This window comes from Pseudomonas sp. NY15354 (assembly GCF_048068075.1).
Classification (GTDB): Bacteria; Pseudomonadota; Gammaproteobacteria; order Pseudomonadales; family Pseudomonadaceae; genus Aquipseudomonas; species Aquipseudomonas guariconensis_C.
The window spans coordinates 1-24,434 of sequence record NZ_JBLUPV010000045.1; the positions used below are offsets into that span (position 1 = coordinate 1).

The 24,434-nt window shown below is 65.4% G+C and carries 24 protein-coding genes; 11 read left to right on the forward strand and 13 right to left on the reverse strand.

Features of this window, described 5'->3' with window-relative positions; genetic code table 11:
• Positions 1-198 precede the first annotated feature (198 nt).
• Both ACNFCH_RS24720 and ACNFCH_RS24725 read right to left on the reverse strand, forming a co-directional pair.
• Entirely contained in the window at positions 199-987 is a 789-nt protein-coding gene (locus ACNFCH_RS24720) for an AraC family transcriptional regulator (RefSeq protein WP_416744290.1), read from the reverse strand.
• Positions 988-1,104: 117 nt separating this feature from the next.
• Positions 1,105-2,382, reverse strand: coding sequence for an acetyl-CoA C-acetyltransferase (locus tag ACNFCH_RS24725; RefSeq protein ID WP_416744292.1), 1,278 nt, complete (start codon positions 2,380-2,382; stop codon positions 1,105-1,107).
• Between the two features lie 119 nt (positions 2,383-2,501).
• Here ACNFCH_RS24725 and ACNFCH_RS24730 point away from each other — a divergent pair, with 119 nt between their 5' ends.
• The 7 genes from ACNFCH_RS24730 (at position 2,502) to ACNFCH_RS24760 (ending at position 9,300) form a co-directional block, all read left to right on the forward strand.
• A complete protein-coding gene (locus ACNFCH_RS24730) occupies positions 2,502-3,854 on the forward strand; it encodes a 3-oxoacyl-ACP reductase (protein WP_337160396.1) in 1,353 nt (450 codons plus the stop codon).
• A gap of 2 nt (positions 3,855-3,856) precedes the next feature.
• Positions 3,857-4,708, forward strand: coding sequence for a MaoC family dehydratase (locus tag ACNFCH_RS24735; RefSeq protein WP_337160395.1), 852 nt, complete (start codon positions 3,857-3,859; stop codon positions 4,706-4,708).
• A gap of 80 nt (positions 4,709-4,788) precedes the next feature.
• On the forward strand, positions 4,789-5,094 hold the full coding sequence (locus tag ACNFCH_RS24740; RefSeq protein WP_196162645.1) for a MazG-like family protein: 306 nt from the start codon (positions 4,789-4,791) through the stop codon (positions 5,092-5,094).
• Entirely contained in the window at positions 5,091-5,840 is a 750-nt protein-coding gene (locus tag ACNFCH_RS24745) for a methyltransferase domain-containing protein (RefSeq protein ID WP_416744295.1), read from the forward strand. Before ACNFCH_RS24740 ends, ACNFCH_RS24745 begins: the two co-directional genes overlap by 4 nt.
• A gap of 21 nt (positions 5,841-5,861) precedes the next feature.
• Entirely contained in the window at positions 5,862-6,497 is a 636-nt protein-coding gene (locus ACNFCH_RS24750) for a DUF4136 domain-containing protein (RefSeq protein WP_337160392.1), read from the forward strand.
• Positions 6,498-6,516: 19 nt separating this feature from the next.
• The gene (locus ACNFCH_RS24755; RefSeq protein ID WP_416744297.1) at positions 6,517-7,083 is read left to right on the forward strand and encodes a DUF4136 domain-containing protein; all 567 of its coding nucleotides are present in this window, start codon (positions 6,517-6,519) and stop codon (positions 7,081-7,083) included.
• A gap of 264 nt (positions 7,084-7,347) precedes the next feature.
• Positions 7,348-9,300, forward strand: coding sequence for a pilus assembly protein TadG-related protein (locus ACNFCH_RS24760; protein ID WP_337160390.1), 1,953 nt, complete (start codon positions 7,348-7,350; stop codon positions 9,298-9,300).
• Here the strand turns inward: ACNFCH_RS24760 and ACNFCH_RS24765 are convergent.
• Both ACNFCH_RS24765 and ACNFCH_RS24770 read right to left on the reverse strand, forming a co-directional pair.
• Positions 9,285-11,927: an ATP-binding protein gene (locus ACNFCH_RS24765; RefSeq protein WP_416744299.1), complete on the reverse strand. Its 2,643-nt coding sequence runs from the start codon at positions 11,925-11,927 to the stop codon at positions 9,285-9,287. The genes ACNFCH_RS24760 and ACNFCH_RS24765 overlap by 16 nt on opposite strands.
• On the reverse strand, positions 11,924-12,358 hold the full coding sequence (locus ACNFCH_RS24770; protein ID WP_337160388.1) for a TadE/TadG family type IV pilus assembly protein: 435 nt from the start codon (positions 12,356-12,358) through the stop codon (positions 11,924-11,926). Before ACNFCH_RS24770 ends, ACNFCH_RS24765 begins: the two co-directional genes overlap by 4 nt.
• A 75-nt stretch (positions 12,359-12,433) precedes the next feature.
• Here ACNFCH_RS24770 and ACNFCH_RS24775 point away from each other — a divergent pair, with 75 nt between their 5' ends.
• Complete coding sequence (locus ACNFCH_RS24775; RefSeq protein WP_070090402.1) at positions 12,434-12,904, forward strand: A24 family peptidase; 471 nt, start codon at positions 12,434-12,436, stop codon at positions 12,902-12,904.
• A gap of 103 nt (positions 12,905-13,007) precedes the next feature.
• Entirely contained in the window at positions 13,008-13,784 is a 777-nt protein-coding gene (locus tag ACNFCH_RS24780; RefSeq protein WP_416744302.1) for a response regulator, read from the forward strand.
• Between the two features lie 335 nt (positions 13,785-14,119).
• Here the strand turns inward: ACNFCH_RS24780 and ACNFCH_RS24785 are convergent, their stop codons facing one another.
• The 8 genes from ACNFCH_RS24785 to cpaB are packed head-to-tail and all read right to left on the reverse strand — an operon-like array spanning position 14,120 to position 21,487.
• Positions 14,120-14,380: a DUF3613 domain-containing protein gene (locus tag ACNFCH_RS24785; RefSeq protein WP_196169177.1), complete on the reverse strand. Its 261-nt coding sequence runs from the start codon at positions 14,378-14,380 to the stop codon at positions 14,120-14,122.
• A 19-nt stretch (positions 14,381-14,399) separates the two neighbouring features.
• Complete coding sequence (locus ACNFCH_RS24790) at positions 14,400-15,071, reverse strand: tetratricopeptide repeat protein (protein WP_196169178.1); 672 nt, start codon at positions 15,069-15,071, stop codon at positions 14,400-14,402.
• A gap of 15 nt (positions 15,072-15,086) precedes the next feature.
• Positions 15,087-15,962 (reverse strand): type II secretion system F family protein, encoded by an 876-nt coding sequence (locus ACNFCH_RS24795; RefSeq protein WP_337160338.1) that lies wholly within the window; start codon positions 15,960-15,962, stop codon positions 15,087-15,089.
• Between the two features lie 2 nt (positions 15,963-15,964).
• Positions 15,965-16,846 carry a type II secretion system F family protein gene (locus tag ACNFCH_RS24800; protein WP_337160337.1) on the reverse strand — a complete coding sequence of 294 codons (882 nt, stop codon included), beginning with the start codon at positions 16,844-16,846 and terminating at the stop codon, positions 15,965-15,967.
• On the reverse strand, positions 16,843-18,099 hold the full coding sequence (locus ACNFCH_RS24805) for a CpaF family protein (protein WP_337160336.1): 1,257 nt from the start codon (positions 18,097-18,099) through the stop codon (positions 16,843-16,845). Before ACNFCH_RS24805 ends, ACNFCH_RS24800 begins: the two co-directional genes overlap by 4 nt.
• Positions 18,096-19,289 (reverse strand): pilus assembly protein, encoded by a 1,194-nt coding sequence (locus ACNFCH_RS24810; RefSeq protein ID WP_416744305.1) that lies wholly within the window; start codon positions 19,287-19,289, stop codon positions 18,096-18,098. The genes ACNFCH_RS24805 and ACNFCH_RS24810 overlap by 4 nt, the downstream gene beginning before the upstream one ends.
• The gene (locus ACNFCH_RS24815) at positions 19,286-20,530 is read right to left on the reverse strand and encodes a type II and III secretion system protein family protein (protein ID WP_416744307.1); all 1,245 of its coding nucleotides are present in this window, start codon (positions 20,528-20,530) and stop codon (positions 19,286-19,288) included. Before ACNFCH_RS24815 ends, ACNFCH_RS24810 begins: the two co-directional genes overlap by 4 nt.
• Before the next feature lie 18 nt (positions 20,531-20,548).
• The gene (gene cpaB / locus ACNFCH_RS24820; RefSeq protein ID WP_337160333.1) at positions 20,549-21,487 is read right to left on the reverse strand and encodes a Flp pilus assembly protein CpaB; all 939 of its coding nucleotides are present in this window, start codon (positions 21,485-21,487) and stop codon (positions 20,549-20,551) included.
• A gap of 297 nt (positions 21,488-21,784) precedes the next feature.
• Here cpaB and ACNFCH_RS24825 point away from each other — a divergent pair, with 297 nt between their 5' ends.
• Both ACNFCH_RS24825 and ACNFCH_RS24830 read left to right on the forward strand, forming a co-directional pair.
• On the forward strand, positions 21,785-22,015 hold the full coding sequence (locus ACNFCH_RS24825; protein ID WP_416744310.1) for a Flp family type IVb pilin: 231 nt from the start codon (positions 21,785-21,787) through the stop codon (positions 22,013-22,015).
• 49 nt (positions 22,016-22,064) lie between these two features.
• The gene (locus ACNFCH_RS24830) at positions 22,065-22,472 is read left to right on the forward strand and encodes a response regulator (protein WP_337160331.1); all 408 of its coding nucleotides are present in this window, start codon (positions 22,065-22,067) and stop codon (positions 22,470-22,472) included.
• A gap of 51 nt (positions 22,473-22,523) precedes the next feature.
• Here the strand turns inward: ACNFCH_RS24830 and ACNFCH_RS24835 are convergent, their stop codons facing one another.
• Positions 22,524-24,191, reverse strand: coding sequence for a ShlB/FhaC/HecB family hemolysin secretion/activation protein (locus tag ACNFCH_RS24835; RefSeq protein WP_337160330.1), 1,668 nt, complete (start codon positions 24,189-24,191; stop codon positions 22,524-22,526).
• Positions 24,192-24,434 lie beyond the last annotated feature (243 nt).

Sequence of the window (24,434 nt, forward strand, 5' to 3'; positions counted from 1 at the left end):
TCAACCGCCACATCAGCCAGATCCACGGCGATGCCCAGTTGGTGGCCGAGCTGGCCCAGGCCGCGCGTCAGGATTCCGAAAGCCTGGCGGGGCTGTCCAATGAACTGGATGCCTTGGTGCGCCGGTTCCGCACCTGAGTCATACCCTTGGCGGGTAAATCGGATTTGGCACCCCGATTTACCCGCGAAAGGGCCGGCGCTAGAACCGCAACTCCCCGGGCGTGGAGCCGAACAACTGCTTGAACGCCGCAATGTAGGCCGAGGTGGAATCGTAACCACAACCCAACGCCGCCTCGGTCACACTCTCCCCCGCCTCCAGCAAAGCCAGCGACGACAACAGCCGCATGCGCTGGCGCCAATTGCGAAAGCTCAGGCCCGTCTCGCGCTGGAACAAACGCATCAGGGTCTTCTCCGAGCATTGCAGTTGCCGGGCCCATTGCTGCAGGGTCTGGGGCTGGTCGGGCTCGGCGATCAGGCCATTGCACAGCGCCAACAGCCCCGGATGACGGGGTAACGGCAGGGAAAACCCGACTTCAGGCAAGGTACGCAATTGATCGAGCAAAACCGCCACCAACCGTGACTCGACGCTATCGCCCTCCGGGTAGTGCGGCGTAAACAGGCAAAACTGCTTGATCAGCTCCCGCGCCAGCGGTGTGACCTCCAGCACCCGACAGCGCTCCGGCGCCCAGGTGCAGGCATCGCGGCGCACATACAGGCTGCGCATTTCCGCCTGCATTGACGTCACCACTTCATGCTCGGCGTCGGCGGGTATCCAGACGCCCCACTGAGGCGGGGCGAAGTAGCTGCCATCGTCGGTGTAGACGCCCAGCACCCCGCTGATCGCATAGGAAAACTGCACCCAGTCGTGACGATGACGCGTGGTCCAGGACCCGGCGCCCAAGCTTTCAGCACGGGCGTAGAGCGGCCTGGGCAGGCGCTCAAGTGACGGAATGGCGCGAGGCGCGCGCAGGTGGCCGGTGCTCGACATGACAGGCTCTTGTGTGTGCAGTCCGACAAGCCTAACAGCTATGGTTCGCCGACCACTGCGTCAGTAGGCGCTGGCGAAGCCTGCAATGGGCTGCACAGCAGCCCAGAAACCGCCCTCTCACCGCTCCACGATCATCGTCACCCCCTGCCCACCCGCCGCGCAAATGGAGATCAACCCCCGGCCCTTGCCGGCCGTGGCCAGCAACTTGGCCATGTTCGCCAGGATGCGCCCACCGGTGGCCGCGAAGGGGTGGCCAGTCGCCAGCGAGCTGCCTTTGACATTGAGCTTGCTGCGATCGATGGCGCCCAACGGCTGCGACAAGCCCAGGCGCGTACGGCAGAAGTTTTCATCCTCCCAGGCCTTGAGCGTGCACAGCACCTGGGCGGCGAAGGCTTCGTGAATCTCGTAGTAGTCGAAATCCTGCAGGCTCAGCCCGTTGCGCGCCAGCAACCGGGGGACAGCATAGACAGGCGCCATCAACAGCCCTTCGTGGCCGGTGACAAAATCCACCGCCGCAGTCTCGCCATCCACCAGATACGCCAACACAGGCAAGTCGTGCTCCCTGGCCCACTCTTCGGTGCCCAGCAGTACCAATGAGGCGCCATCGGTCAGCGGCGTGGAGTTGCCAGCCGTCAGGGTGCCCTGCCCGCTGCGGTCGAACGCAGGCTTGAGCTTGGCCAACTGCTCCAAGGTCAGGTCCGGGCGCAGGGTGTTGTCCCGGGCCAGGCCCAGATAAGGCGTGAGCAGGTCCTCATGCCAGCCCTCCTCGAACGAGGCCAGCAGCCGTTGATGGCTGAGCAAGGCCAGCGCGTCCTGCTCGGCACGGTCGATCTGCCAGGTCTGTGCCATGCGCTCGCAATGCTCGCCCATCGACAGCCCCGTGCGCGCCTCTTCGATACGCGGCAGCTCGGGCAAAAGATGCCGGGGGCGCAACTTGAGAAATGGCTTGAGCCGTTCGGGCCAGGTTCTGGCGCTGTTGGCTTGCAACAGAATGCGGCGCAGCCCCGGATTGACGGCGATCGGAACGTCCGACGCCGTGTCCACGCCACCGGCGATGGCACTGTCGATCTGCCCGAGGGCGATCTTGTTGGCCGCCAGCAGCGCCACCTCCAGGCCCGTACCACACGCCAGCTGGACGTCATAGGCCGGCGTCTGCGCCGAAAGCCGCGAGCCCAGCACGCTCTCGCGGGTCAGGCTCATGTCACGGGCATGCTTGACCACCGCGCCTGCAGCCACCTCACCTAGGCGCAGGCCGTGCAGATGGCAGCGTTCGATGAGCCCCTCGAGCGCGGCGGTGAGCATCGCCTGGTTGCTGGCCTTGGCATAGATGCCGTTGGAGCGGGAAAACGGGATTCGGTTGGCGCCCAGGATCGCGACGCGACGGGGTGAAACCATGGCGCATGTTCCTTCTGAAACAATTTGATCCGTACAGACTAGGTGTTTTTACCGCAGTCGAACGACCTCGACACAAACTTGGTCCACACTTGCAAGCTTGTCCCCTGGGAGACCCGCACATGAGCGACCGCTATCTCGGCTTTGCCAACTCCAACCTTGGCCGACGTCTTGTCGATGCCTTGGGCCTGCCCCGCCCGGCGCCGCTGGAGCGATGGCAGGCAGGGCGCCTGCGTCCTGTGGAGGGCGCCCTGGTGATCGGGGGTGGGCCCCTGGCAGCCCAGGTGGAGGCCATCGCCCCGCGCCTGACCGACACCCTGTACAGCTTCAATGGCGAAGGCCTGCAGGCCCAGACCTGGGTCGCGGGCCTGGGGCCGAAGCTCAAGGCCGTGGTGTTCGATGCCAGTCACCTGGCCAACAGCGACGATCTGAGCCAGTTGCGTGAATTCTTCCAGCCGCTGCTGCGCAGCCTGGCCCGCTGCGCCCATGTGGTGATCCTCGGGCGCGCCCCCGAGAACCTCGAGGACCCGCAGGCCAGCGTGGCCCAGCGCGCCTTGGAAGGCTTCAGCCGTTCGCTGGGCAAGGAGCTGCGAGACGGCGCCACCGTGCAGTTGCTGTATATCGACAAGGCTGCCGAAGACCAGCTCGAAGGCGCTTTGCGCTTCTTCCTGTCGCCCCGCAGTGCCTTCATCAGCGGACAAGTGCTGCGCCTGGGCCCCTGCGCCAGCCATGTCGAGGACTGGACCCGCCCGCTGGCCGGCCGCCGCGCCCTGGTGACCGGCGCCGCCCGAGGGATCGGCGCCGCCATCGCCGAGACCCTGGCCCGTGATGGCGCCGAGGTCATCCTGCTGGATGTCCCTCAGGCGCAAAAAGACCTCGACGCCCTGGCCGCCCGCCTGGGTGGCCAGGCCCTGGCGCTGGACATCTGCGCCAACGACGCCCCGGCTCAATTGGTCGAAGCCCTGCCCGACGGCATCGACATCGTGGTGCACAACGCCGGCATCACCCGCGACAAAACCCTGGCCAACATGACACCCGAATACTGGGATGCGGTCCTGGCCGTGAACCTCAAGGCCCCGCAGGTCCTGACCCAGGCGCTGTTCGACGCCGGCAAGCTTCACGACAGCGCACGCATCACCCTGCTCGCCTCGGTCAGCGGTATCGGTGGCAATCGCGGGCAGGCCAACTACGCGGCGAGCAAAGCTGGCCTGATTGGCTTCGCCCAGGCGTGGGCCCCCACGCTCGCTAAACGCGGCGCCAGCATCAACGCCGTGGCCCCGGGCTTTATCGAAACCCACATGACCGCCGCCATGCCCATGGGCCTGCGCGAGGCCGGGCGGCGGTTGAGCTCTCTGGGCCAGGGCGGCCTGCCCCAGGACGTCGCCGAGGCCATCGCCTGGCTCAGCCAGCCCGGCACGGGCGCGGTCAATGGCCAGGTCCTGCGGGTATGTGGCCAAGCACTGATGGGGGCATGACCATGACGCGTCCCTGGCACGACCTGCAAAGCCCCGAAGCCCGCGCCAGCCTGTACTTGCGGGCGCTGCGCAAACGCGGCATCAGCGGCGACCGATTGCCCGAGGCAGGCCTGCGCTGCTACCTGCGGGTGCAGCCCGACAACCTGGCGGCCTATCGCAGGTTGTGCCATTTCGCCGACCATGGCCGCCTGCCGCCGACCTATCCCCACATCATGGCCTTCACCTTGCAGCTTCAACTGCTCACGGCCCACCACTTCCCCTTCCCGCTGCTCGGTCTGGTCCACCTGCACAACGAGATCCAGGTCCACCGCCCGCTGGGCGGTATCGATGGCCTGCGCTTTGCCGTGTACGCCGACAACCTGCAACCCCATGCCAAGGGCGGCACCTTCGATCTGGTCACCGAGGCCGAGGATGGGTTGGGCCTGCTCTGGCGGGAAACCAGCCGGATGCTGGTACGCGGCCTGCGCCTCGAAGGCCAGGGAGCTGAGGAGCCCGCCGTCGAACCGGGCGCCCTGCCCGAAGTCACCCGGTGGTACGCCGACAGTGATATCGGTCGGCGCTACGCCAAGGTGTGCGGCGACTACAACCCGATCCACCTGAGCGCCGCCAGCGCCCGCCTGTTCGGCTTCCCCACCGCCATCGCCCACGGCATGTGGACCAAGGCCATGGCGATGGCCGCCTTGCGCGGGCATCTGCCGGCCAGCGGCTATGCCTTCGCGGTGGATTTCCACAAACCCGTGCGTCTGCCCGCGGAGGTGGTGCTCAGCGCCAGCGAAGCCGGGCCGGAAGGCGTGCTGCGCCTGGAAGGGCATGGGGCGCTTGAGCACATGCTCGGGCGCTGGCAGCCCCTCTAGCCCCCGGGGCTGCCCTGCAGCCCGAGGTGCTTGCTTTGCAGCCAGGCTCATCCGAAGCTATGCGCCATTAGGAGAGCCCAATGAACCTGCAAGAACTGACCGAACGCCTGCACCGGATCCGCGACACCAACGACTGGCGCGGCTTCCACAGCCCCAAGAACCTGGCCATGGCCGCCAGCGTCGAGATGGCTGAACTGGTGGAGATCTTCCAATGGCTGACCGAGGATCAGTCGCGCCAGCTCCCACCGCAAACCCTCGCACATGCCGGCCAGGAAGTGGGCGACATCGTCCTCTACCTGTTGCTGCTGTGCAGCGAACTGGGCCTGGACATGAACGAAGTGGTGCGTGCCAAGCTGGCCGATAGCGAGAGGCGCTTTGCCAAATGAACGACCGTCATTTCGATGAGCTGGCCAGCCGTTTCGCCGAAAAGATCTATGGCGGCGCCAAAGGCGCGATCCGCCTCGCGGTCCTTCAGGCCGACCTCGCCGAAGCCCTGCCCGACCGCCCCTTGCGGGTATTGGACATCGGCGCAGGCTTGGGCCACATGGCCCTCTGGCTGGCCGAACGCGGCCACCACCTGACCCTCGCCGAGCCCGCCGCCCCCATGCTCGACGGTGCCCGCGCACGCTTTGCCGAGGCAGGCCAGGCGGCCACCTTCATCCAGGCCCCTTGGCAGGACCTGCTCGGGCAACTGACCGAGCCGTTCGACCTGGTGCTGTGCCACGCCGTGCTGGAATGGCTGGCCGAGCCCGAAAGCATCCTGCCGGTGCTGCACCAGTTGACCGCGCCCGGTGGCTGGTTGTCCCTGGCGTTCTACAACCGCGACGCACTGGTCTATCGCAACCTGCTCAAAGGCCATTTCCGCAAGCTGCGCAACAACCGCCTGGCCGGTGAAAGCCAGAGCCTGACCCCGCAGAAACCGCTTGATCCACGGGAGCTCAAGGCGCAACTTGAATCCATGTGGCAAGTCGAAAGTGAAAGTGGTGTACGGGTGTTCCACGACTACATGCCCAAGGATTTCCAGGCCAAGGCCGAGCTGCTCGACCTGCTGGAAATGGAGCTTGCCCACCGCCGCCACCCCAGCTTCGCAGGGCTTGGCCGCTACCTGCACTGGATCTGCCGACCGCATTGACCCGCTCGCCGGGAGGACCACATGCCGTACCCGCAACTGTGCCTGGCATTGCTCACCCTGACCCTGGCCGCCTGCCAGGGCAGCAACCCCTATGTCGCCAGCAGCCGGCCACTGCCGCCGGCACCGCCCCAGGCAGCCACCACCTTCGACGCCAGCGCCTACCCGGCACCGCCGCGCGACTATGGCCGCTATCGCAGCTGGCGCTGGCGCGACGACCAACCGCCCAGTGCCAATGCCAACGCCGACCCTTCGCAACTGGCCGACGCGGTCAGCAGCGCACTCGATCAGCATGGCCTGCGTCCTGCTCGCGGTAACGCCGCGGATCTTCTGGTCAGCGCCGACATCCGTCTGGAGCGCCGCGTGCGCCAGGTGCGTGACTACGACTACTACGACCCCTATTACGGCCCGTATCCCTACGGCAGCATCGGCTATGGCGGTTACCGCAATGGCTATGGCGCCTATGGCAGCGTGCCGATCGTGCGCACCTACGAAGTCGAAGTGATGGTGGTGCGCATCGACCTGTTCGACGCTCGCGACGGCCAACCGGTGTGGAGCGCCAGCGCCGAGAGTGGCAGCGGCAAGGACTCGCCACGGGACCGCGAAAACGCCTTGCGCGAGTCAGTGGGCAAGGCGTTGAGCGGCTATCCTCCCAGTTAGTGTCCAACGGAGAACCATCATGTTGCGCCGCCTCGTTCTGTTGTCATTCGCGTTGTTGCTCGCTGCCTGCGCCAACAACAACGTCACCCAGGATTTCGATGCCAGCCGTGACTTTGCTGCCTACCGCAGCTGGGCCTGGCAGGAACCGGCGTTGCAGTACCGCCCGGACGACCCGAGGATCAAGAGCGACCTGACCGAGCAGCGCATCCGCCAGGCCGTGGCCGACCAACTCGACCAGCGTGGCCTGCGCCCGGTACAGGGCAATGCCCAGGCCGATGTGAAGGTGCGCGCCTATTTGATCGTCGAAGAGCGCCAGCAGCAGATCACCACCAACTACGGCGGCGCCTGGGGTGGGTACTGGGGGGGTTATTGGGGCGGGCCGATGTACAACGAGACCCGCAGCGTCGATTACAAGGTCGCGACCATCCAGGTGGACATGTTCGACGGTCGTGACGGCAAGCTGGTCTGGCGTGCCAGCGCCGAACAGATCATGAACAACTACCCGCCCAGTCCAGAAGAACGCAACACCGCGATCCAGAAGACCGTGACCCAGGTGATGTCCCACTATCCACCGCGCCGGCAGTAAGCGGGCGGCGCGGTGATGGCACGGGCTTCGCCCGTGTTCGCGGGTTTACCCGCTCCCACAGGTCCAGCGGTGGTGTTGAGAGCACCCACAGGCACAGCGACAAGCTTGAAAGCACCACAGAACCTGTAGGAGCGGGTTTACCCGCGAATGGGCCGGTGATATCGCCGCGACTCATCGACCGCGCAAGGCAATTTGCCATCATCTTTACTACACTGCTTTCACCGCTGCCGCGCTGCCTGGCCAGAGGCCTGCAAAGGAGTGCCCGTGGTTTTTCATTCTCCCGCACGCCAACGCGGCGCGATCGGTCTGATGGCCGCGCTCACCCTGGGCCTTGCCCTGCTGTTCATGCTGCTGGTGGTCGACAGCGGCCGGCTCTATATGGAGCAACGCAAGCTTCAGCGCATCGCCGACATGGCAGCACTGGAGGCAGCCGGCCAACATGCCGTGTGCACCGGCGCCGGCCCACAGGCCACCACGCTTGCGCGCACCGCCGCCACCCGCAATGGCCATGACCCCAGCGACCCGCTGATCGCCAGTTGCGGCCATGTGCAAACCGGTGCCGATCACCTGCGCGCCTTCACCGCCGATGCCTCGCGCAATGAGGCGATCAGGGTCCAGGTCAGCCATACCGTCCCCACCAGCGTCGCCGCGGGTGTATTTGCCTTGGTCAAAGGCGACGGCTTGCCATTGACCAGCACCTTGACCGCGAGCGCCGTGGCTTCGGTGCCCACGCAGCCCCAGGCGATGCTGCGCATTCGCAGCACCCTGGTCACCCTCGACAGCCGCAAGGCAGCGCTGCTCAACGCACTGCTGGCGCCTCTGGGCGGGAATGTGCAGCTCGACGTCGCCGGCTGGCAGGGCCTGGCCGATACACAGCTAAACCTGCTCAAGTACCTCGATCAGCTGGCAGTGGACCTGAACATCAAGGCCGGCGACTACCAGACACTGCTCGGTACGGATGCCAGCGCGACCCAACTGCTGCAAGCCGCCGTGAAGGTCTTGCAGCAAAGTGGCGCGGCGGTCGATGTGGTCACCAATCTGGGGCGGGTGGCGTCCGCAGGCGGTGGCACGGTATTGCACCTGAATGAACTGCTCGACATCCAGAGCGGTACCGCCAAAGCAGGGCTTGATACCAGCCTTCAATTGCTTCAACTCGTCCATGGCATGCTCCTGCTCGCGGCCGGTGACAGCGCCGTCGGCATTGACCTGTCACCCAGCCTGCTTGGCCTGGCCAATGGTCGCGTGCGGGTGAAGGTGCTGGAGCCACCACAGATTTCCTCGATAGGCGATCCCTCAAAAGACGAGCTCAGGGTGCACACCGCCCAAGTCAAGGTGCTCGTATCCGTCGACTTGCCCGTGCTCGACACCATCTTCGGCCTGGTAAACGCCGTGCTCGACCTGGCGGCCCCCTTGACCAACGTGCTGAACAACCTGCTCAGCCTGAACCTGTTCGGCACCGTACAGTCGCTGACGTGCAGCCTGGGCATCCCGTGCAAGGTCAGCGACATCAAACTGATGCCAAACAAAGTGCACCTGGACATCGGCTTGGAAGTGGGCGAGGCCACCAGCCGTCTCAAACCCCCGCTCCAGAGCAGCTACAGCTGCGCCCCCAAGCGCCTGACGACCCTCACCGACCGCTCCGCCGTGAAGATCTCGGTGGGCAGCTTCGACTCGCCCGACGCTTTCTTCGCCCAAGGCACCAGCGCGAACAAGGCGCTGCCTTTGATCGACATCGGCACCAATGTCTGCAGCCGCCTTCTGATTCTGCCGCCCGTCTGCGGCACCCGCGTGCCCTTCGCCGGCGGCGGCATTGGCGTGCGTGTCGACAGCAAGGTGCTGGGGTATGGCCAGGGCGAACATGACTTGGTGTTCCAGGGCACAAGCGAGCCACCCGACATTGGCCAGCCCCCTCACTACCTGGCAATGGCGACCGCCAACAGCAACGTGGTCAGCAGCCTCAGCGACACCTTGCTGGGGATTCACCTGGAGGCCTACGAACCCACCGCGAACAGCGGCCTGGGCAAGATCATGGTATTGACCGCAGGCCTGCTCGACGGCGTGAAAAGCATCCTCGAACCGCTGATCAAGAACCTGCTCAGCCCGATCATCGATCCGCTGGTGGACATGCTGCTCAATATGCTCGGCATCGACCTGGTCAACGCCGAAGTCGGCGCCAACCTCAGTTGCGCCAGTGGCCGTGCTCAGTTGGTGCTGTAAACCGGCAGACACACCCTGAAGCACGCCCCCTCGTCCCCATTGGCCACACTGAGGCTGCCCTCCATGGCTTCGACGATGCCATGGCTCACCGACAACCCCAGCCCGGTGCCGACACCGGCCGGCTTGGTGGTGAAGAACGGCTCGAAGATACGCGCCTGGACGTGTGGGTCGATGCCGCCGCCGTTGTCCTCCACCCACAGGCACAGTTGCCCGGGGTGCAGTGTCTGGCGAATGCTGATCCAAGGCTCGGCCCGGCGTTGCTCGAGCAAGGCATCGCGGGCATTGATCATGAGGTTGATCATCACCTGCTCCAGTTGGTCCTTGTGCCCCAACACCAGCGGCTGCTCCTCGGGCGTCTCGATCCGCAGGCTGACGCCCTTGCCCCGCAGGCTTTCCTCGAGCATCGCTGACGCCTCCTGCACAGCGCTCCAGGCGGCGAAGCGCTGGCGCTCGACTTCAGAGCGGCGACCGAACACGCGCATGTGGTCCACCAGCCGTGCGGTACGCTCGATCTGCGCCTCGATGCGGTGCAACTTGTCCTCCAGATAGGAGGGCTCGGCCGTGCCGTTCTCCAGGCGCTTCAGGGCATTGGCCGCAGCCATGCGCATGACGTTGAGCGGCTGGTTGATCTCATGCAGCAAGCCGGTGGTCAGCTCGCCGAGGGTCGCCATCTTGGCGCCTTGCAGCAGTTGCCGCTGGCTGCGTCGTACCTCGGTGTTGTCACGGCCCACCGCCTGGATCTCCAGCAGCCGCCCCTGCTCATCGAACAGCCCGCGATCGGCCCAGACCCACCAGGCGTGCTCACGACCGGGCAACTGCAGGCAGATTTCGGCGCTGCTCATGGGCTGTTCGGGGGTCAGCAGTTGCAAGCGCGCCACGAACGCTTCGCGCTGTTCCTGCGAGAGCCACTGGCCGAGGTTCATGCCCTCGAGCTGCTCCGGCGTGCATTGCAGGTAGTCGGCCAACGGACGATTGCCGAACACCAGGGCAAGGTCCGGGCGATAACGGCAGATCATCGCCGGGGAGTCTTCCACCAGCACCCGGTAGCGCTCCTCGCTCTGGCGTACCCGGTCGGCGGCCTCGGTGGCCTCGCTGACGTCCAGCCACAGGCCAACCACCTCCAGCGGCTGGCCCAGGTCGTTACGCAGCAGGCGTGCCTCATCGAGTATCCAGTGGTAGCCGCCCCGGCTGTCGCGCAGGCGATAGCGGCTGCGGGCCTGGCCGTCACGCAGCAGGGCGCGGGTACGCTCCAGCCATAGCGCGCGGTCGTCCGGATGCACGGCCAGGCCCGGCTGGCGGGCCTGCTCGCTGTCCGTCGCCCAGCCCAACAGCGGCATCAGGCTGGCACTGAAAAATTCACTGTGCAGGGCACCTTCGGTGTAGCGCTGGATGTAGATCACCGCAGGTGAACTGGCGATCAGGCTTTCCAGGCGTGTACGCGCCGCGCCCGCTTGCAGCTCCTGGGCCTTGAGCGCGCTGATGTCGAGCAGAAAACCGCGCAGCTCGCTGCCCTGCACGCGGCCCACCCAATGCAGCCAGGCCGGATCGCCTTGCCCGTCAAGGGCCGGCACGCGCACGCTCAGGCTCAACTCCCCACCCGTGCACGCCTGCTCCAGGGCCAGGCGCGCCGGCTCCCGGTCGGCAGGATGCAGGCGTGCCAGCCATTGCTCCAGGCTGGGCTGATGCGACAGCTCAAGGCGCGCGGCCAGCGTCGGGTCCAGTTGCATGCCGTCCTCGCGGGACCAAGCCCACCAGCCTGCGCCCAGCTGTTGCTGCAATTGCTCCAGGTAACCGCTCTGATGTTGCAGCCGAACATGTCGATGGCGGCTGAGCAGTGGTTCGATCAAAGCCCGCCACAACAGGTGCGCATCGGCAGGCATCTGTTGCCCACCGGCACACAGCAACCAGGCCTGGACCTGCGAACCTTCAAGGTAGGGCAACACGAACAGCGAAACGCCGCCACACAGCGTCAGCAACTGCGCAGGAAGCGTACTCGCTGTCTGGGGATGCGGTGACAGGCCTGCCAACCAGGGTTGCAGACGGGCATCATCCGGCCATGGCCAGTGCCCCTCATTGCCGGCGAAAGTGCGCCAACCCGAAGCTTGCGGCAGCATCAGGCGCACGGCAGGAACATGCCAGCGCTCGGCCAGATGCTGCAATTGCGCCGCCACGCACGAGGTCAGACGTTCCGCGCTGCACTCGCGCAAAGCGCGGTCGATGTCCTGGGCCAGTTGCCATTCGCCTTGGTGCCGCCAGGCATGGGTCCGTTCGAGCAGCAGATCGCCAATATCGAACACCTGCAGCAACCAGCCATCGCTCTGGCGCATCAACCAGCCACGGGTGCACAAGGGGTTGCCGGTGGCGGTCCGAAAATCCAGGTCCAGCGGTTGCCCCTGCCAATCGGCTGGCTCCCCCTCCAGCACCAGCCAACTGTGTCGCTCCAGGTAGTCATGGACCCGACCACTGCCTTTGAGTGGCAATGCCAGCAACGTGCGCAACGGCCCGGACAAGCGCTGCACGCAGCCTTGCGGATCGAGCCACAGCTGCAGGCCGACGGCGGCAGGCGCCTCGGGTTCGGGGATCGTTGCCTGTGGGGCGCCACGCCAACGGTCGAACAGCCCGGTCACAGTTGCAGGCTCGCTTTGGCCTGCAACTGCTCGGGCAGGTGCGGCACTTCACCGATCACAGGCAGCACCAGCACTGGCAGTACGCGGGTCAGGCGCTCACGTGGGTATTGGATCGTCACGGTCAACAGCTTGCCGCTCAGCTCGACCTTGGCATCCTTGACCGCGCTGAAGCCCAGGGCTGCGGGCATCCAGGCCAACTGCTGGTCGATCGCCTGCTGCGCCACGGTGTTGTAACTGGCAGCGGCGCTGCCGGGCTCGAGTGCCACGCAGCGGCGCACCGCCTCGCTGGCCGCCTGATTGAACGACTGCACCATCAGCATGGGCAATGCATAGCTGACCAACCCGTAGAACACCGCGAAAAAAACCATGAAGACTGCGACGAACTCGATGGCTGCCGCACCTTTTTGCCGTCTTGCCAGGCTTGCTTTCATGTTCGCGTCTACCCTGACTATGACACCTGAAACACAGCATAGAACCGTTCAACGAATAGGGATGGCATTTTGCCAATGCAAAGCATTGTTCTCCTGATGTGGCTTGCCTTGTGCACCGAACAAGATATCCGTGAACGGCAGCTTTCCAACGCTCTGACCCTGGGCGTTGCGGCCTGCGCCTTGGTCTGGCTGTTCGCCACCGGGCACAGCTGGATCGGCGCCGACCCCAGCGACGCCGGTTGGGCGCTGGCCATCGTCATGCTGCTCACCCTCCCCGGCTACATGCTTGGCCGCTTCGGCGCGGGCGACGTCAAGTTGATGGGCGCCCTGGCCTTGGCCACCAGCCCCCAGTACGTGCTTGGCACCTTCATCGGAGCCGGTATCACCGTGCTGGCCTGGCTGCTGGGGCGGCGCAGGTTGTGGATCCTGCTCAACCCCAAGGTGAAAAAGCGCCTGCAGAAACTGGCCGAAGAAGTCGGCGACAAACAACCTTTCGCGCCCTACGTGTTGGTGGGCTTTCTGCTGACAGCCGTATGGATTCAGTGACGACACCTCACGTGTACAAACCTTGTGCAAACTCGCCAACACCGACTACCGTCTTTAGCGCCCAGCACAGGAACAAGGGCCCAGAACGAACAGGGAGTTGATCGTGAACAAGTACCCCAGCACGGTGAAGATACTGGTCGTCGACGACGAGCCAGAGGTGGTGGAACAGCTGTGTGAATACCTCGAAAACCAAGGCTACGCCTGCACCCCGGCCCATAGCGCCATCCAGGGCATCGAGCGCTACCAGGCCGACGAGCAGATCGGCCTGGTCCTGTGCGACCTGCACCTGCCCCAGATCGATGGCATCGAGATGGTCCATGCCCTGAAGAAACTCACCGGTCGCCAGCGCGTGTTCGAGGCGATCATGCTGACCGGACAAGCAGAGAAGCAGGACATCATCCGCGCCCTGCGTGAAGGCTTTGCCGATTACTACCAAAAGCCCGTCGACCTGCAGGAGTTGCTCGACGGCGTGCGACGCCAGGAGGAGGCGCTGCTGGAGCGCCGGCGCAACCTCCATGAACTCGGGCACCTGAACCAACGCCTGCAGGAGCTGGCCGAGTCCATCGACGTCCTCTACCAGGACCTGGAAAAAGCCCGCGGCCAAGGCATGCACCGCCGCGCCACGGACCTCGAGGAGCCGGAGGCCGAACTGCCCCCGGTGTTCGACAAGCTCTCGCCTCGCCAACTGGAAGTGGCCAGGCTCGTGGGCAAAGGCAAGACCAACTACCAGATCGCCTGCGAGCTGGGCATCACCGAGAACACCGTCAAGCTCTATGTCTCGCAGGTGCTGCGCCTGACCCACATGCACAACCGTACCCAACTGGCCCTGGCACTGATGCCAGGTGCCTCGCCGGTGAACCAGCGTTTCTCCACCCACTGAGTCGCGTTTCACTGCGGGGTTGGGCTGCTTCGCAGCCCTTTCGCGGCACAAGGCCGCTCCTACAGGGTTTCGACGCTGATTTTGTAGGAGCACCTTGCGCCGCGATCGGCCGCGCAGCGGCCGCAATCCACGTGCACACCAATCACACCATTCCCAACGCCTGCGCTGATCCTGTAGGAGCGGCCTTGCGCCGCGATCGGCCGCACAGCGGCCGCAATCCACGTGCACACCAATCACACCATTCCCAACGCCTGCGCTGATCCTGTAGGAGCGGCCTTGCGCCGCGATCGGCCGCACAGCGGCCGCAAACTCGGCGACGCGTTCTGTAAAGCCGATCAGTTACCGGTGGTGCTCATCGACTGATAGCGAAACGCATCGGGGATCGGGTACTTGTAGCTGTCCAACCAACGCTGCAGGGACAGCTCCCGCTCTGTCGCGCTCTGCTTCTGCGTCTTCGGCGAGGCCTGCTGGTTGCTCGCCTGCACCCGCAACCAGGCTTCGGCGGTACTGTCCGGCGGCGGCAGGCGAGGCGGGTCTTCGGCCTGGGCGAGCAGCGGGCAGGACAGGCAGAGCACAATCATCATCGGCTTGAACATCGCAACGCCTCCTTTGGCTTCAACCCACCGAGCCACGCCCGGTCTCCCGCAACTGCTTGGCCCGGGCCTGGGCCTCGGCGAACTGCTCAGGCTTGAGCCCTAGCCGGGCCACCAGGTCGGCGGCCTGTTGCCAGTTATCCTCCACCAGCGACAAGGTCACCAGGTTGACCGCAGGCAGCGGATTGTCGTCCTTGAGCTCGATGGCAGTCAGGAACTCGAAGCGCGCCTGCTCATGATCGCCCAGGTTCATCAGCACCACTCCCAGGTCGTTGCGCACCTTCTCGTCAGTCGGCGCCAGGCGCACGGCCCGTTGCAGATTGCGCAGCGCCTGCGCATCGTCGCCGCGTGCCGAGGCGAGCTGGCCCAGGCCGTGCTCGCCTTCGGCCGCCAGGCAGCCGCCGAGCAGGCTGCGGTACAACGGCTCGGCCTCGCTACGCCCAAGCAGACGCAGCACCTTGGCTTTGCGCAGGCGCACCTGGTCGAGGTCGTCCGGCAGTTGCTGCAGGTGCGCGTAGCTGGCGTGAGGGCGCCCGTCGTTGAGCATCTCGTCCGCCAGGTTGAGGGCCAGTTGCTGATCGGCACTGGGCTTTCCGCAGGACGAGGTACCCAGCAACCGGGCAAACCCCTCGGGTGGCTGGCCGGCACAGCCTGCCAGCAACAACAGCCCGGTGAACAACAGGATCGCTTTCATCCGACTCTTCCTTTCTCAGAACGCCAGGGCCCGCGTCAGTGCGGTGAAACCCGGTCCGGCCAGGACAATGATCAAGGCCGGGAACAAGAACATCATCATCACCGCCGACATCTTTGCCGACATCTTCGAGACCCGCTCCTGCAGACGTGTCAGGCGCCGATCATCGAGCAAGGTCTTGAGCCCCAGCAGCGACTTCATTGCACCGCTGCCCTGCACCAGCAGTTGGCGCAGGATCACGCAGGTGTCGATGAACTCATCCACCGCCAGCAGGCGTGCAGTCTTTTCCAGCTCCGGCCCCAGCGCGAGGCCCGAGTCCACGCGTTGCAAGACCAGCCGCAGCTCTTCGCTGACGTGCGGCACCAGCGTGCGGCTCTCGTGGCTCAGCACGCGTAAAGCTTGTTCGACCGCCAGGCCGCTCTCGAACAGAATGCGCAGCAGAGGGATCACCAGGCTCACCTCCTGGGCGATGCGTTGCTGGCGGCGCAACGCCGCCATCGCCAACAGGCGCTTGGGCAGCAGATACCCGACGCCCAGAGCACACAGGGGCAGTACCAGCCCATGGCCGAGGCCACCCTGCTGAAGCAACAGCGTCAGGCCCGCCGCCAACACCGGCAGCCCCAGTTGCAGGGCCGCGAACAACGCCCTGTGACGGCTACGACGCCAGCCCACCCGCTCCAGCAGGGTCTGGGTTTCGCTGTCCAGGGTCTGCAGGCGCCGGCCCAACGCCGAGTTCCCCAACCAATGCAGCCAGTCCCCCAGCCGCTCCTCACGTGCCAGTTGGCCTTGCAGGCGCCGGGCGACCATCTGCCGGGCGCGGATCTCACGCAACGCCTGCAGGCTCAACACAACGAAGCCTGCGAACAGGCACGCGGCACAGATCAGCCAGGCCATGGTCACAGGCTCCTCATCATGCGCCAGAGCATCAGGCACCCCACCGCCTGCAGGGCGAAGGCGAACAGCAACATCATCTGGCCCTGGCTGTCGTGCCACATGGTCATCAGGTAGCCGGGGTTGCCCAGCAAAAAGTAGCCGACCATGGCCAGTGGCAATGCCCCGAGAATCAAGGCAGTGATCCGCGTCTCGCCGGTCATGGCCCTGAGCTGGCGAGCGCCCTGCTCACGCTCGCGGATCAACTTGATCAGGTTCTCCATCAGCTCGCTGGCATTGCCGCCATAGTGCTGGTTGATGCGCAGCCCCAAGGCGAACAGACGCAGTTCGTCCTGCTCATACAGTTCCGCCAGCTCATGCACGGCCTCCTCCAACGGCACGCCCATACGCACGTTGCGCTGCACACGGCCCATGGCCGAACGCAACGGCTCGCGCGTGCCCTCGATCCCGCCAAGCACCGCATCGCTCAGCGTGCGACCGGCCTTGAGGCTGCGCACGCTGTAGTCCAGCAGCCCTGGCAGTTGCTCGACGATCTGCGCCAAACGGCGGCGACAGCGCCAACCCAGGTAGAGGTAGGCCAGCAGTGGCAGCGTTGCCAGCACCAGCAGGGCCGCGACCCAGCCCGCCAGCAACAGGGCAAGCACCACCAAGGCCAGCCAGCCCAACAGCCAAGGGCGCAGGCTGACCTCGCCCTGGGCCAGCCCCGCGCGCTGCAGCAGCGGATCGAGCCATTCACGCCTGGCCGTGCCAATGCGCACGCTTTGGTAGGCACGCCCCAACCGCAGCAGAATGCGCTCCTCGCGGCGCTTGTACTGGCTGCGACGAAACAGCAGCAACGCAGCCCCCAGCAACAAAGGCGCCAGCGCCAGCAGCAGCGGGCCCATCACATCACCCCGTCCTGACGCAGCTTGACGCCTGCCGGGTTGGGGGCGTCGCGCAAAAAAACCTCGCCGCCACGCCGGTCGAGGCGGAACAAGGTGTTGGTGACATACACATCGTCACGTACCCCGACCACCTCCAGCACTTCGCTGACGCAACGCCGGCCATCAGCCAGGCGGGTCAGCTGGATCACCACGTCGAGCGCCGCGCACACCATCTGCCGCAGGGTCTTCTCGGCCACTTGGCGCCCCGTCAGCCCCACCAAGGTCTCCAGGCGCAGCAATGCATCCTGGGCGGTGTTGGCGTGCACCGTACTCATCGAACCGTCGTGTCCGGTGTTCATCGCGGTGAGCACATCGAGCACCTCGGCGCCGCGGATCTCACCGAGCAGGATGCGATCCGGGCGCATACGCAAAGCGTTGCGGATCAGCTCGCTGGCCTTGATCTCGCCATGTCCCTCGGCATTCGGTGGCCGGGTTTCCAGGCGCACCACGTGCGGGTGGTGCAGTTGCAGCTCCGCCACGTCTTCGATGGTCACCAGGCGCTCGTGGGGGGAGATCATCTGGCTGAGGATATTGAGCAAGGTGGTCTTGCCCGTGCCCGTGCCGCCGCTGACGAGGATGTTGCAGCGCCGGGCCACGGCACGCTCGAAGAAGTCGAAGATGGCCTGGTCGATGGCCCGGGTGGCCAGCAGGTCGGCGCTCTTGAGCATGTCCTGGCGGAACTTGCGGATCGACAGGCACGGCCCGTCCAACGCCACCGGCGGAATGATCGCGTTGACCCGGCTGCCGTCAGGCAGGCGCGCATCGACCATCGGCGAGGACTCATCCAGGCGTCGCCCGAGCGGCGCGAGAATGCGCTGCATCACCCGTTCCACGTGATGGGCGTCGATGAAGCGCAGGTCGGTGCGCTGGAGCATCCCGGCCCGTTCGACGAAGACCCGGTGCGGGCCGTTGACCAGGATCTCGGTGACACTGGCATCGCGCAGCAGCACTTCCAGCGGGCCGTAGCCTGTCAATTCATCGACCAGTTCCTCGGCCAGGCGCTCGGTCTCGTAGCGCGACAGCGCCAGGTGCAGGCGTGCCACGTAGTCACCAACCTGCTCCACGACGAACTGGGTGAGTGCGGGCCGCGCGCCTTCGAGCAGGTTGCGGCCGCTGTCTTCGATGGCATCGATGACAAAACGGTGCAGGGCACGCTTGAGTGCCTGCGGGTCGGCTCCGGCATGGCGCGGGCCGCCAAAGGGTTCGTCGGCGCTCATTTATGGCTCCACAGGCGGCGCAGCCAGGTGGTGGCGGTGGGCTTGGCCAAATGCTCCGAGCGCCGCGCCAGTCGCTCGCCGAGGTAATGCAGGGCCTGGGTCAGGCTCTCCCGGGGGGCCAGTTCGAACAGGCTCAGGCCTTGGTTCTTGGCGTTCAGGCGCATCTCCGGGCTATAGGGCAACGCCTTGAGCAAACTCAGGCCGTAGCGCTTGGCCAAGGTATCGGCGTCAGGCGCCACGTTGCGCAGGTAGCGGTCCACCAGCAGCACGGCATGGTCGAGCTTGATGCCCCGGTCACGCCACTGCTCGAGCACCTCCAGGTTGCGCCGGCACTCGAGAATGTTCTGGTCGGTGTAGACGATCAGCTTGTCGCAATGGCTGACGATGGTGCGCAAGGCATCGTTGTCGCCCTGCCCGGTGAGGTTGACCACGATGTGCTGGAAGTGTTGTCGCAGAGCGCTGAGCAACATGTACAGCTCGGCCGCGCTGGTCTGTTGCAGCGGGTCGTCGCTGTCGGCATAGGCCAGGATGCGCAAGCCGCCCTTGTCACGGGGGAAGGCGCTGTCGATGAGGGTGCCATCGAGCCGACGCAGATGGCGCAGGGCATCGCCGAAATAGAACGAGGCGTCCAGCCCGAGCAAGGCCAGGCTGTCACCGCGCGGCAGGCCAAGGTCCAGCAGCAAGGCTTGCTGGCCGCTCTCCTGCACCACCCGCGCCAGGTGGGTGGTCAGCAACGCGCCATCGGCAGCGGCCTGGGCGCCGTAAAGCACTGTCAGCCCGCCCAGGCTTGGGTTGCTGGTGACCGCCGGCAGGCGCTTGCCCAGGCGCCGCACCAGGCCTGCGACCTCGCTGGCGCGAGAGCCATACGCGACGAAATCCCGTGCACCGGCGCGCATGGCGTGCAGCACCAGTTGGTTGTCCATGCCATCGCCCAGGGCCACGATGGCCAACATCGGCTTGGCCTCCAGCACCCCCTCGATCAGCGCACACTGGTTGATCAACTGCTCACGGTCCAGGCCAATGAACAGCAGGTTGCTGAAGGTCACGTCGACCAAGGCCAGCAACTCGTCGAGGCTACCGCCGCTGGCCCCGATCACCTGTCCGAGCGGGGCCAGCGCGCCCTGCAGCCAGCGCAGATCATCCTCGTTGCGGGTGATGGCCAGGTAGGTCTGGTTCAGGCTCTCGCTCATCGTGATAACCCGCTACGGCCTTCGAAATTGCCGTTTTCCAGGAAGAACAGTTGCCCCCAGCTGGGGTCGTAGGTGCGCAGGTGCTCACCGGGCAACTCCGGCAGGCGGGCATTGGCGGCGAGCGGTTGGACCAGATGAGGGGTGACGATCATCAGCAGTTCGGTGTCTTCGCGATTGACCGTCGACTGACGGAAGAACGCACCGAGAATCGGCAGGTCGCCAAGCCCCGGGAATTTGTCCACACCCGAGCGGGTACTGCTGCTGACCAGGCCGCTGATGATGAAGCTTTCGCCATCGGCCAAAGAGATGCTGGTATCGGTGCGCCGCACCTTGAGGCCCGGCACCTGGGTGCCGGCGATGTTCACCGCGTTGGTGTAGTCCAGTTCGCTGACTTCGGGGGCGACCTTGAGGGTGATGCGGTCGCGGCTGACGACGGTGGGCGTCAGGGCCAGGCGCACGCCGAACTCCTTGTACTCGATCGTCACACTGTCGCTGCCGGTGCTTGGCACCGGGATAGGGATTTCGCCCCCCGCGAGAAAACTTGCGGTCATGCCACTGAGCACGGTCAGGCTCGGACGGGCCAAGGTGTAGGCGAAGCCGCTGGTTTCCAGAGCGTTGATCGCCGCCAGAAAGCGGCTGCTGCCACCGCCCCAGACAATGTTGAACACGTTGTCGTTGAGCGGAATCAACGGCCGAGCGATCGGCACGTCGCCGGGCGTGACGCGCGTACCCGGCACAGTGCCCGGCGACCCGATCAGGCTGTTGTTCGAGCCCTTGAAGAACAGCCGCGCCCCGGCTTCCTTGTATTTGCTGCGCTGCACCTCGACGAAGCGGATATCGGCCTGCACCTGGCTGGGCAGTTGTTGGTCCTGCGCGGACAGCATCGTGTCTTCGGCCATGTCCGCGCTGGCCCGGCCTTTGACGAACAGCATGGCCCGGTGCGGCGCCGGTGCGCAGGCGGTCCACAGCATCAGGCTGGTATTGCCCGGCCCCACCGCGGTCAGCAATACGGCACGCTCACCGCTGGCCTGGACATCGGCCACCTTGGGCTCGCCCACCGCCACTCGGCTGATGGCCACGGGCAGACGCAGCTCCTGTTGCAGGCCCTGGTCCATCTCGATCACCGAGGGCAACTGGCTGAACGCGGCGCAGCCTTTGTCGGCCGCCTGGGCCATCGGCAGCACCGTCAGCATCGTCAGGGCTGGGCACAACTGTCTGAGTATCCGCTCGATACTACGCATGGCGGCGTCCTTGCTAGGTCACGGAGTCTTGGAGGTGTCGGCAGCCTGGGCGCCACGGATGATCTGCATGCCCGAAGCACCGCTGCCGGGCGCCACCGCCTTGGCAATCGGCACCTGGGAGAGCTGACTGAAACGATAGAGGTCGCGGTTGGCGTTTTCCACTTGGGGGCTGGCATCAGGGGCGGACCAGTAGCGGGCCAGACGTTGCTCGTCGGCACTGCGCACCGCCAGGCGCAAGGTCCCTGTCTGAGCCGCCAGCATCAGCCGGCTGGCCAGCGCTTCGGGCACCGCCAGCGCCACGGTGCGGGTCGCGCCGCCCGGTTGATCGCGACGGGCCTTCTGTTCCTCCTGGGTCTGTGCCGGCCGGCCATCGTTGGCCAGGCCCATCTGCTCGCCCACACTGAGCACCCGCAAGGCGGGCAGCACCACTTGCGCTGAGGATTGGGGGTTGTTGTTTTCTTCCCGCAGGAACAACAGCACATCCACATAGTCGCCAGGGCGAAGCTGCCCGGCGGCACCGATCACATCGTCGACCGCCACGGCGACGGCCCGCTCGTGGGGGCGGATCATCCGCGCCAGCGGGCCACCTGCCTGGAAGCTGTCTTCGGCAAGCCAACTGCCTGCCGCCAATGGGCGCATGCTGCTGCGGCCGAGGGCCTGTTCGAGTCGTTGAAAGGCCCCTGCCGGCACCACTTGCAGGCGCTCCAGCAACAGATCGTCCTGAGTCAAAGGCGTGTTGGCAGCAACGTCGCGGCGCAGCACGACGATCTGCTGCCGCACCGGCTCCTCGGCCTTGGCCGGGGTCGGTGCGGCAGCTGGCGCGACAACGGGAGCCACCACCGGGGCAGGTTGCACGACGGGCGCCGCAGGGCGGCTGAGAACCAGCCCCCAATACCCGGCCGCCAGGGCGGCGACCAGGAAGAAGCCGGCGAGCATCATGGTCAAGCGACTACTCATATCCGCTATTCCCTTACGCCGTTCGCTCATTCAACTGATGGCAAAAAGAAACTATTTCGCTATTGCAAGGTAGTCCAGAGCCCACAAATTGCCATGAGAAACAGGCACTTTTTGATGCCACTAAATTGACACCTCAGCAAAACAGAAACTTAGCGCGCCTATTCAAAACCAATACTTTTGGATTAATCCGTTCTTACATTTGCGGCTTTCGCCAGGTTGGCAAATTCTGTGATGGCAAAGGGGTATCACACAGGCGATTCCCCGCCATCAGCGCTCGAACGCGCGAGGAGTTGCACCATGTCGCTCAAACGCATCCTTCTCCACTGCAAACAGTTCATCACGCGCAAGGACGGCGCCTCCGGTATCGAATACGCGGTGATCGCAGCCATGGTGGCGGTCGTGCTGGCGGGGTTCGTCCCCGGTGTGTCCAACAATGTCAAATCGGTCATGGACAAGATCGAGGCGGCCATCACCACCGGTGGTGGGACTGGCGGCACGACTGGAGGCGGCACGACTGGCGGCACCTAAGATCAGGATGGCAGTGACGATTTTGGACCTCATTCGACAGGAGCCGACCATGCCACTCTCTTCCTTGCGTCAACAGATCCTCCTGGTAGACGACGAGGAAGAGGCCCTGCTCGAACTCGCCGAACTGCTGGAGAACGAAGGTTTCATCTGCCTGACCGCCACCTCGGTCAAAGGCGCCCTGCTCCAGCTCACCCGCCATCCGGACGTGGCCCTGGTCATCACTGACCTGCGCATGCCCGAGGAAAGCGGCATCGGCCTGATCAAGCGTCTGCGTGACCACACGGCCCGCCAGCATCTGCCGGTGATCGTCATGTCCGGTCACGCCGACATGGAAGACATCAGCGACCTGCTGCGCCTTCAGGTGCTGGACCTGTTCCGCAAGCCCATCTACCACGCACGCCTGCTGGAGACGCTGGACAACCTGTTCCCCAAGCCGCGGATGCAGGTCGTGTGCTGATCACCCGGGGGCTGTGCGCCCCATCGCAAGCTTTTCGTGCTCCGCCTGCCCTCACAGGGAAACACTTAGACTCACCATGACCCTAGGGCTGCGGTCCAGGCTGTCCTGCGCCACATCCGCCAGGGGCTGGGCCAGTTCCAGAGCCAGGTTGTAGAAGCGGCCATCCCCGATCCGTAGCCCCAATGCTGCCGAGGCCAGTCGTGCCCGGTCCAGATCGCGCCCGTTCGACCACGCCCGGGCGGCATCGAGCACCAGGTAGGGCTGCAACAACCGTGTCCATGTGTTTTCGCGGTGGAAGCTGTAGTTGAGCTCATAGGCCAACCCCCATCCCTTGTCGCCCGAGGCTTGGTCGGCCGGGTAGCCGCGCCCGAAATGCTGGCCGCCGAACAACACGCGCTCGCTGTCGGGCAGGTCGTTGCCGCTCCAGTACAGCGCGCCGCAGACCACGCCCTGCCAGTCACGCGCCAACGGGTCGCGCTGCAGTGCGGCCAGGCGCAAGCGCAGGAAATCCACGTCCCGGGCGCTGTCACTGCGGGCACCGAAATAGTCCAGTCCCTGATGCACCCCGGCACTGACCAGGCGTAGCCGATCACCCTCGACCTTGCGCCAGTCCCCTTCGAACGACACAGCGCGAACATACGTGTCACTGTCGTCCTGCTGCGCAGGCTCGCCAGTGCGAACGTCGACATGGTCGGCCGTGGTGTAGAAATGCCCGAACACGTCCAGCCACTCATCGGGTTTTGCGATCAGGGTCTGGCTGATGCCGATCGCAAGGCGCTCGCTGTCCCAGCGTTGACGCAGGTTCCGGCCGTCATCCAAGGGCACGTAAGTGCGCGGCTCGCTGCGAAAGCGCGAGGCCGAAAGCAACAGCCGACTGCCCTCGGCGTCCAGGTACTGGCGGTAGTCGAGCCGGTAGTAATGAGCCTCGTCGTCGCCCGGCGGCAGCAGAGCGCGTGCGCTCAACTGCTCGGCAAAACGGGTCTGGGCATGGCTTTCGACCTCCACCAGCGCTTGCGCGGACTCGCGACTGCCATCGGCCAGGGTCAGCGTGGCGCCAATCGGCTTGCGCGTCGCGCGGAGCACCAGGCGCATGGCGTCATCGCGCCCGTCTGTGGGCAACAGGTCGGCCTCGACGCTCACCCCCGGCATGCGCCCGATCAGGCCGGTATAGCGCTCAAAGGACTCGCGCGTCAGCGGCCGCTCGGCCTTGAGCTTGTCCAGCAACTGTTCCAGGTACTCGGCGGCGGGGCCGATGTCTCCTTGCACCTGGGTTTCACTGATATAGCCCTCCTCCAAGATCACTCGAATGCGGCCATCGGCGAAGTCCTGGGGCGGAAGGTAGGCGCGCGAGAGCAGGTAGCCATCGCGCCGATAACGCTCGGTAAGGCGAGCGGTCACGGCCATGAGCTCATCCAGGGTCACCTGATGACCGACCAGAGGCTCGTAGTGCTCGCGCAAGTCACTGAGCAGGTACACAGTGCCGCCTTCGAAGCGCACCTTGCGTACCGTTACAGAGGTGTTCGCAGGCCCTGCGGGCCGTGTGCCTTGCATGGCTGGCATGCGCACGATCGGGGAAAGAGGACGATAGGTATCGATCGGCAGGTTGGCGGTGGGCAGGCGTCGTTCGACCTCATTGCCGTCGAGCACGCTCGGCAGCGACCCGGCCCGGCAGACACAGGCCCAGGACACCATCAGCAGCGTAACCACCAGTGGACGCATAGGACGCTCCATGACCCCGCGAAGACCGGGCGCGCCAGGACCGCCCTCTGGTTCAAGCGTAGGTGCTGGCCTCACGATCGTCGAACGGCCGAAGCAAGAACGGCGCGGTGTCTGGCACCGGCTGCGCCGGTGTTCGCGGGTGAACCCGCTCCCACAGGTTGGACTGCCCCCAAGAAGTTGGACACCAATCCAACCCTTGGGGGATTCATGGGCAAGTACACAGAGCAATTCAAGCTTTCCGCG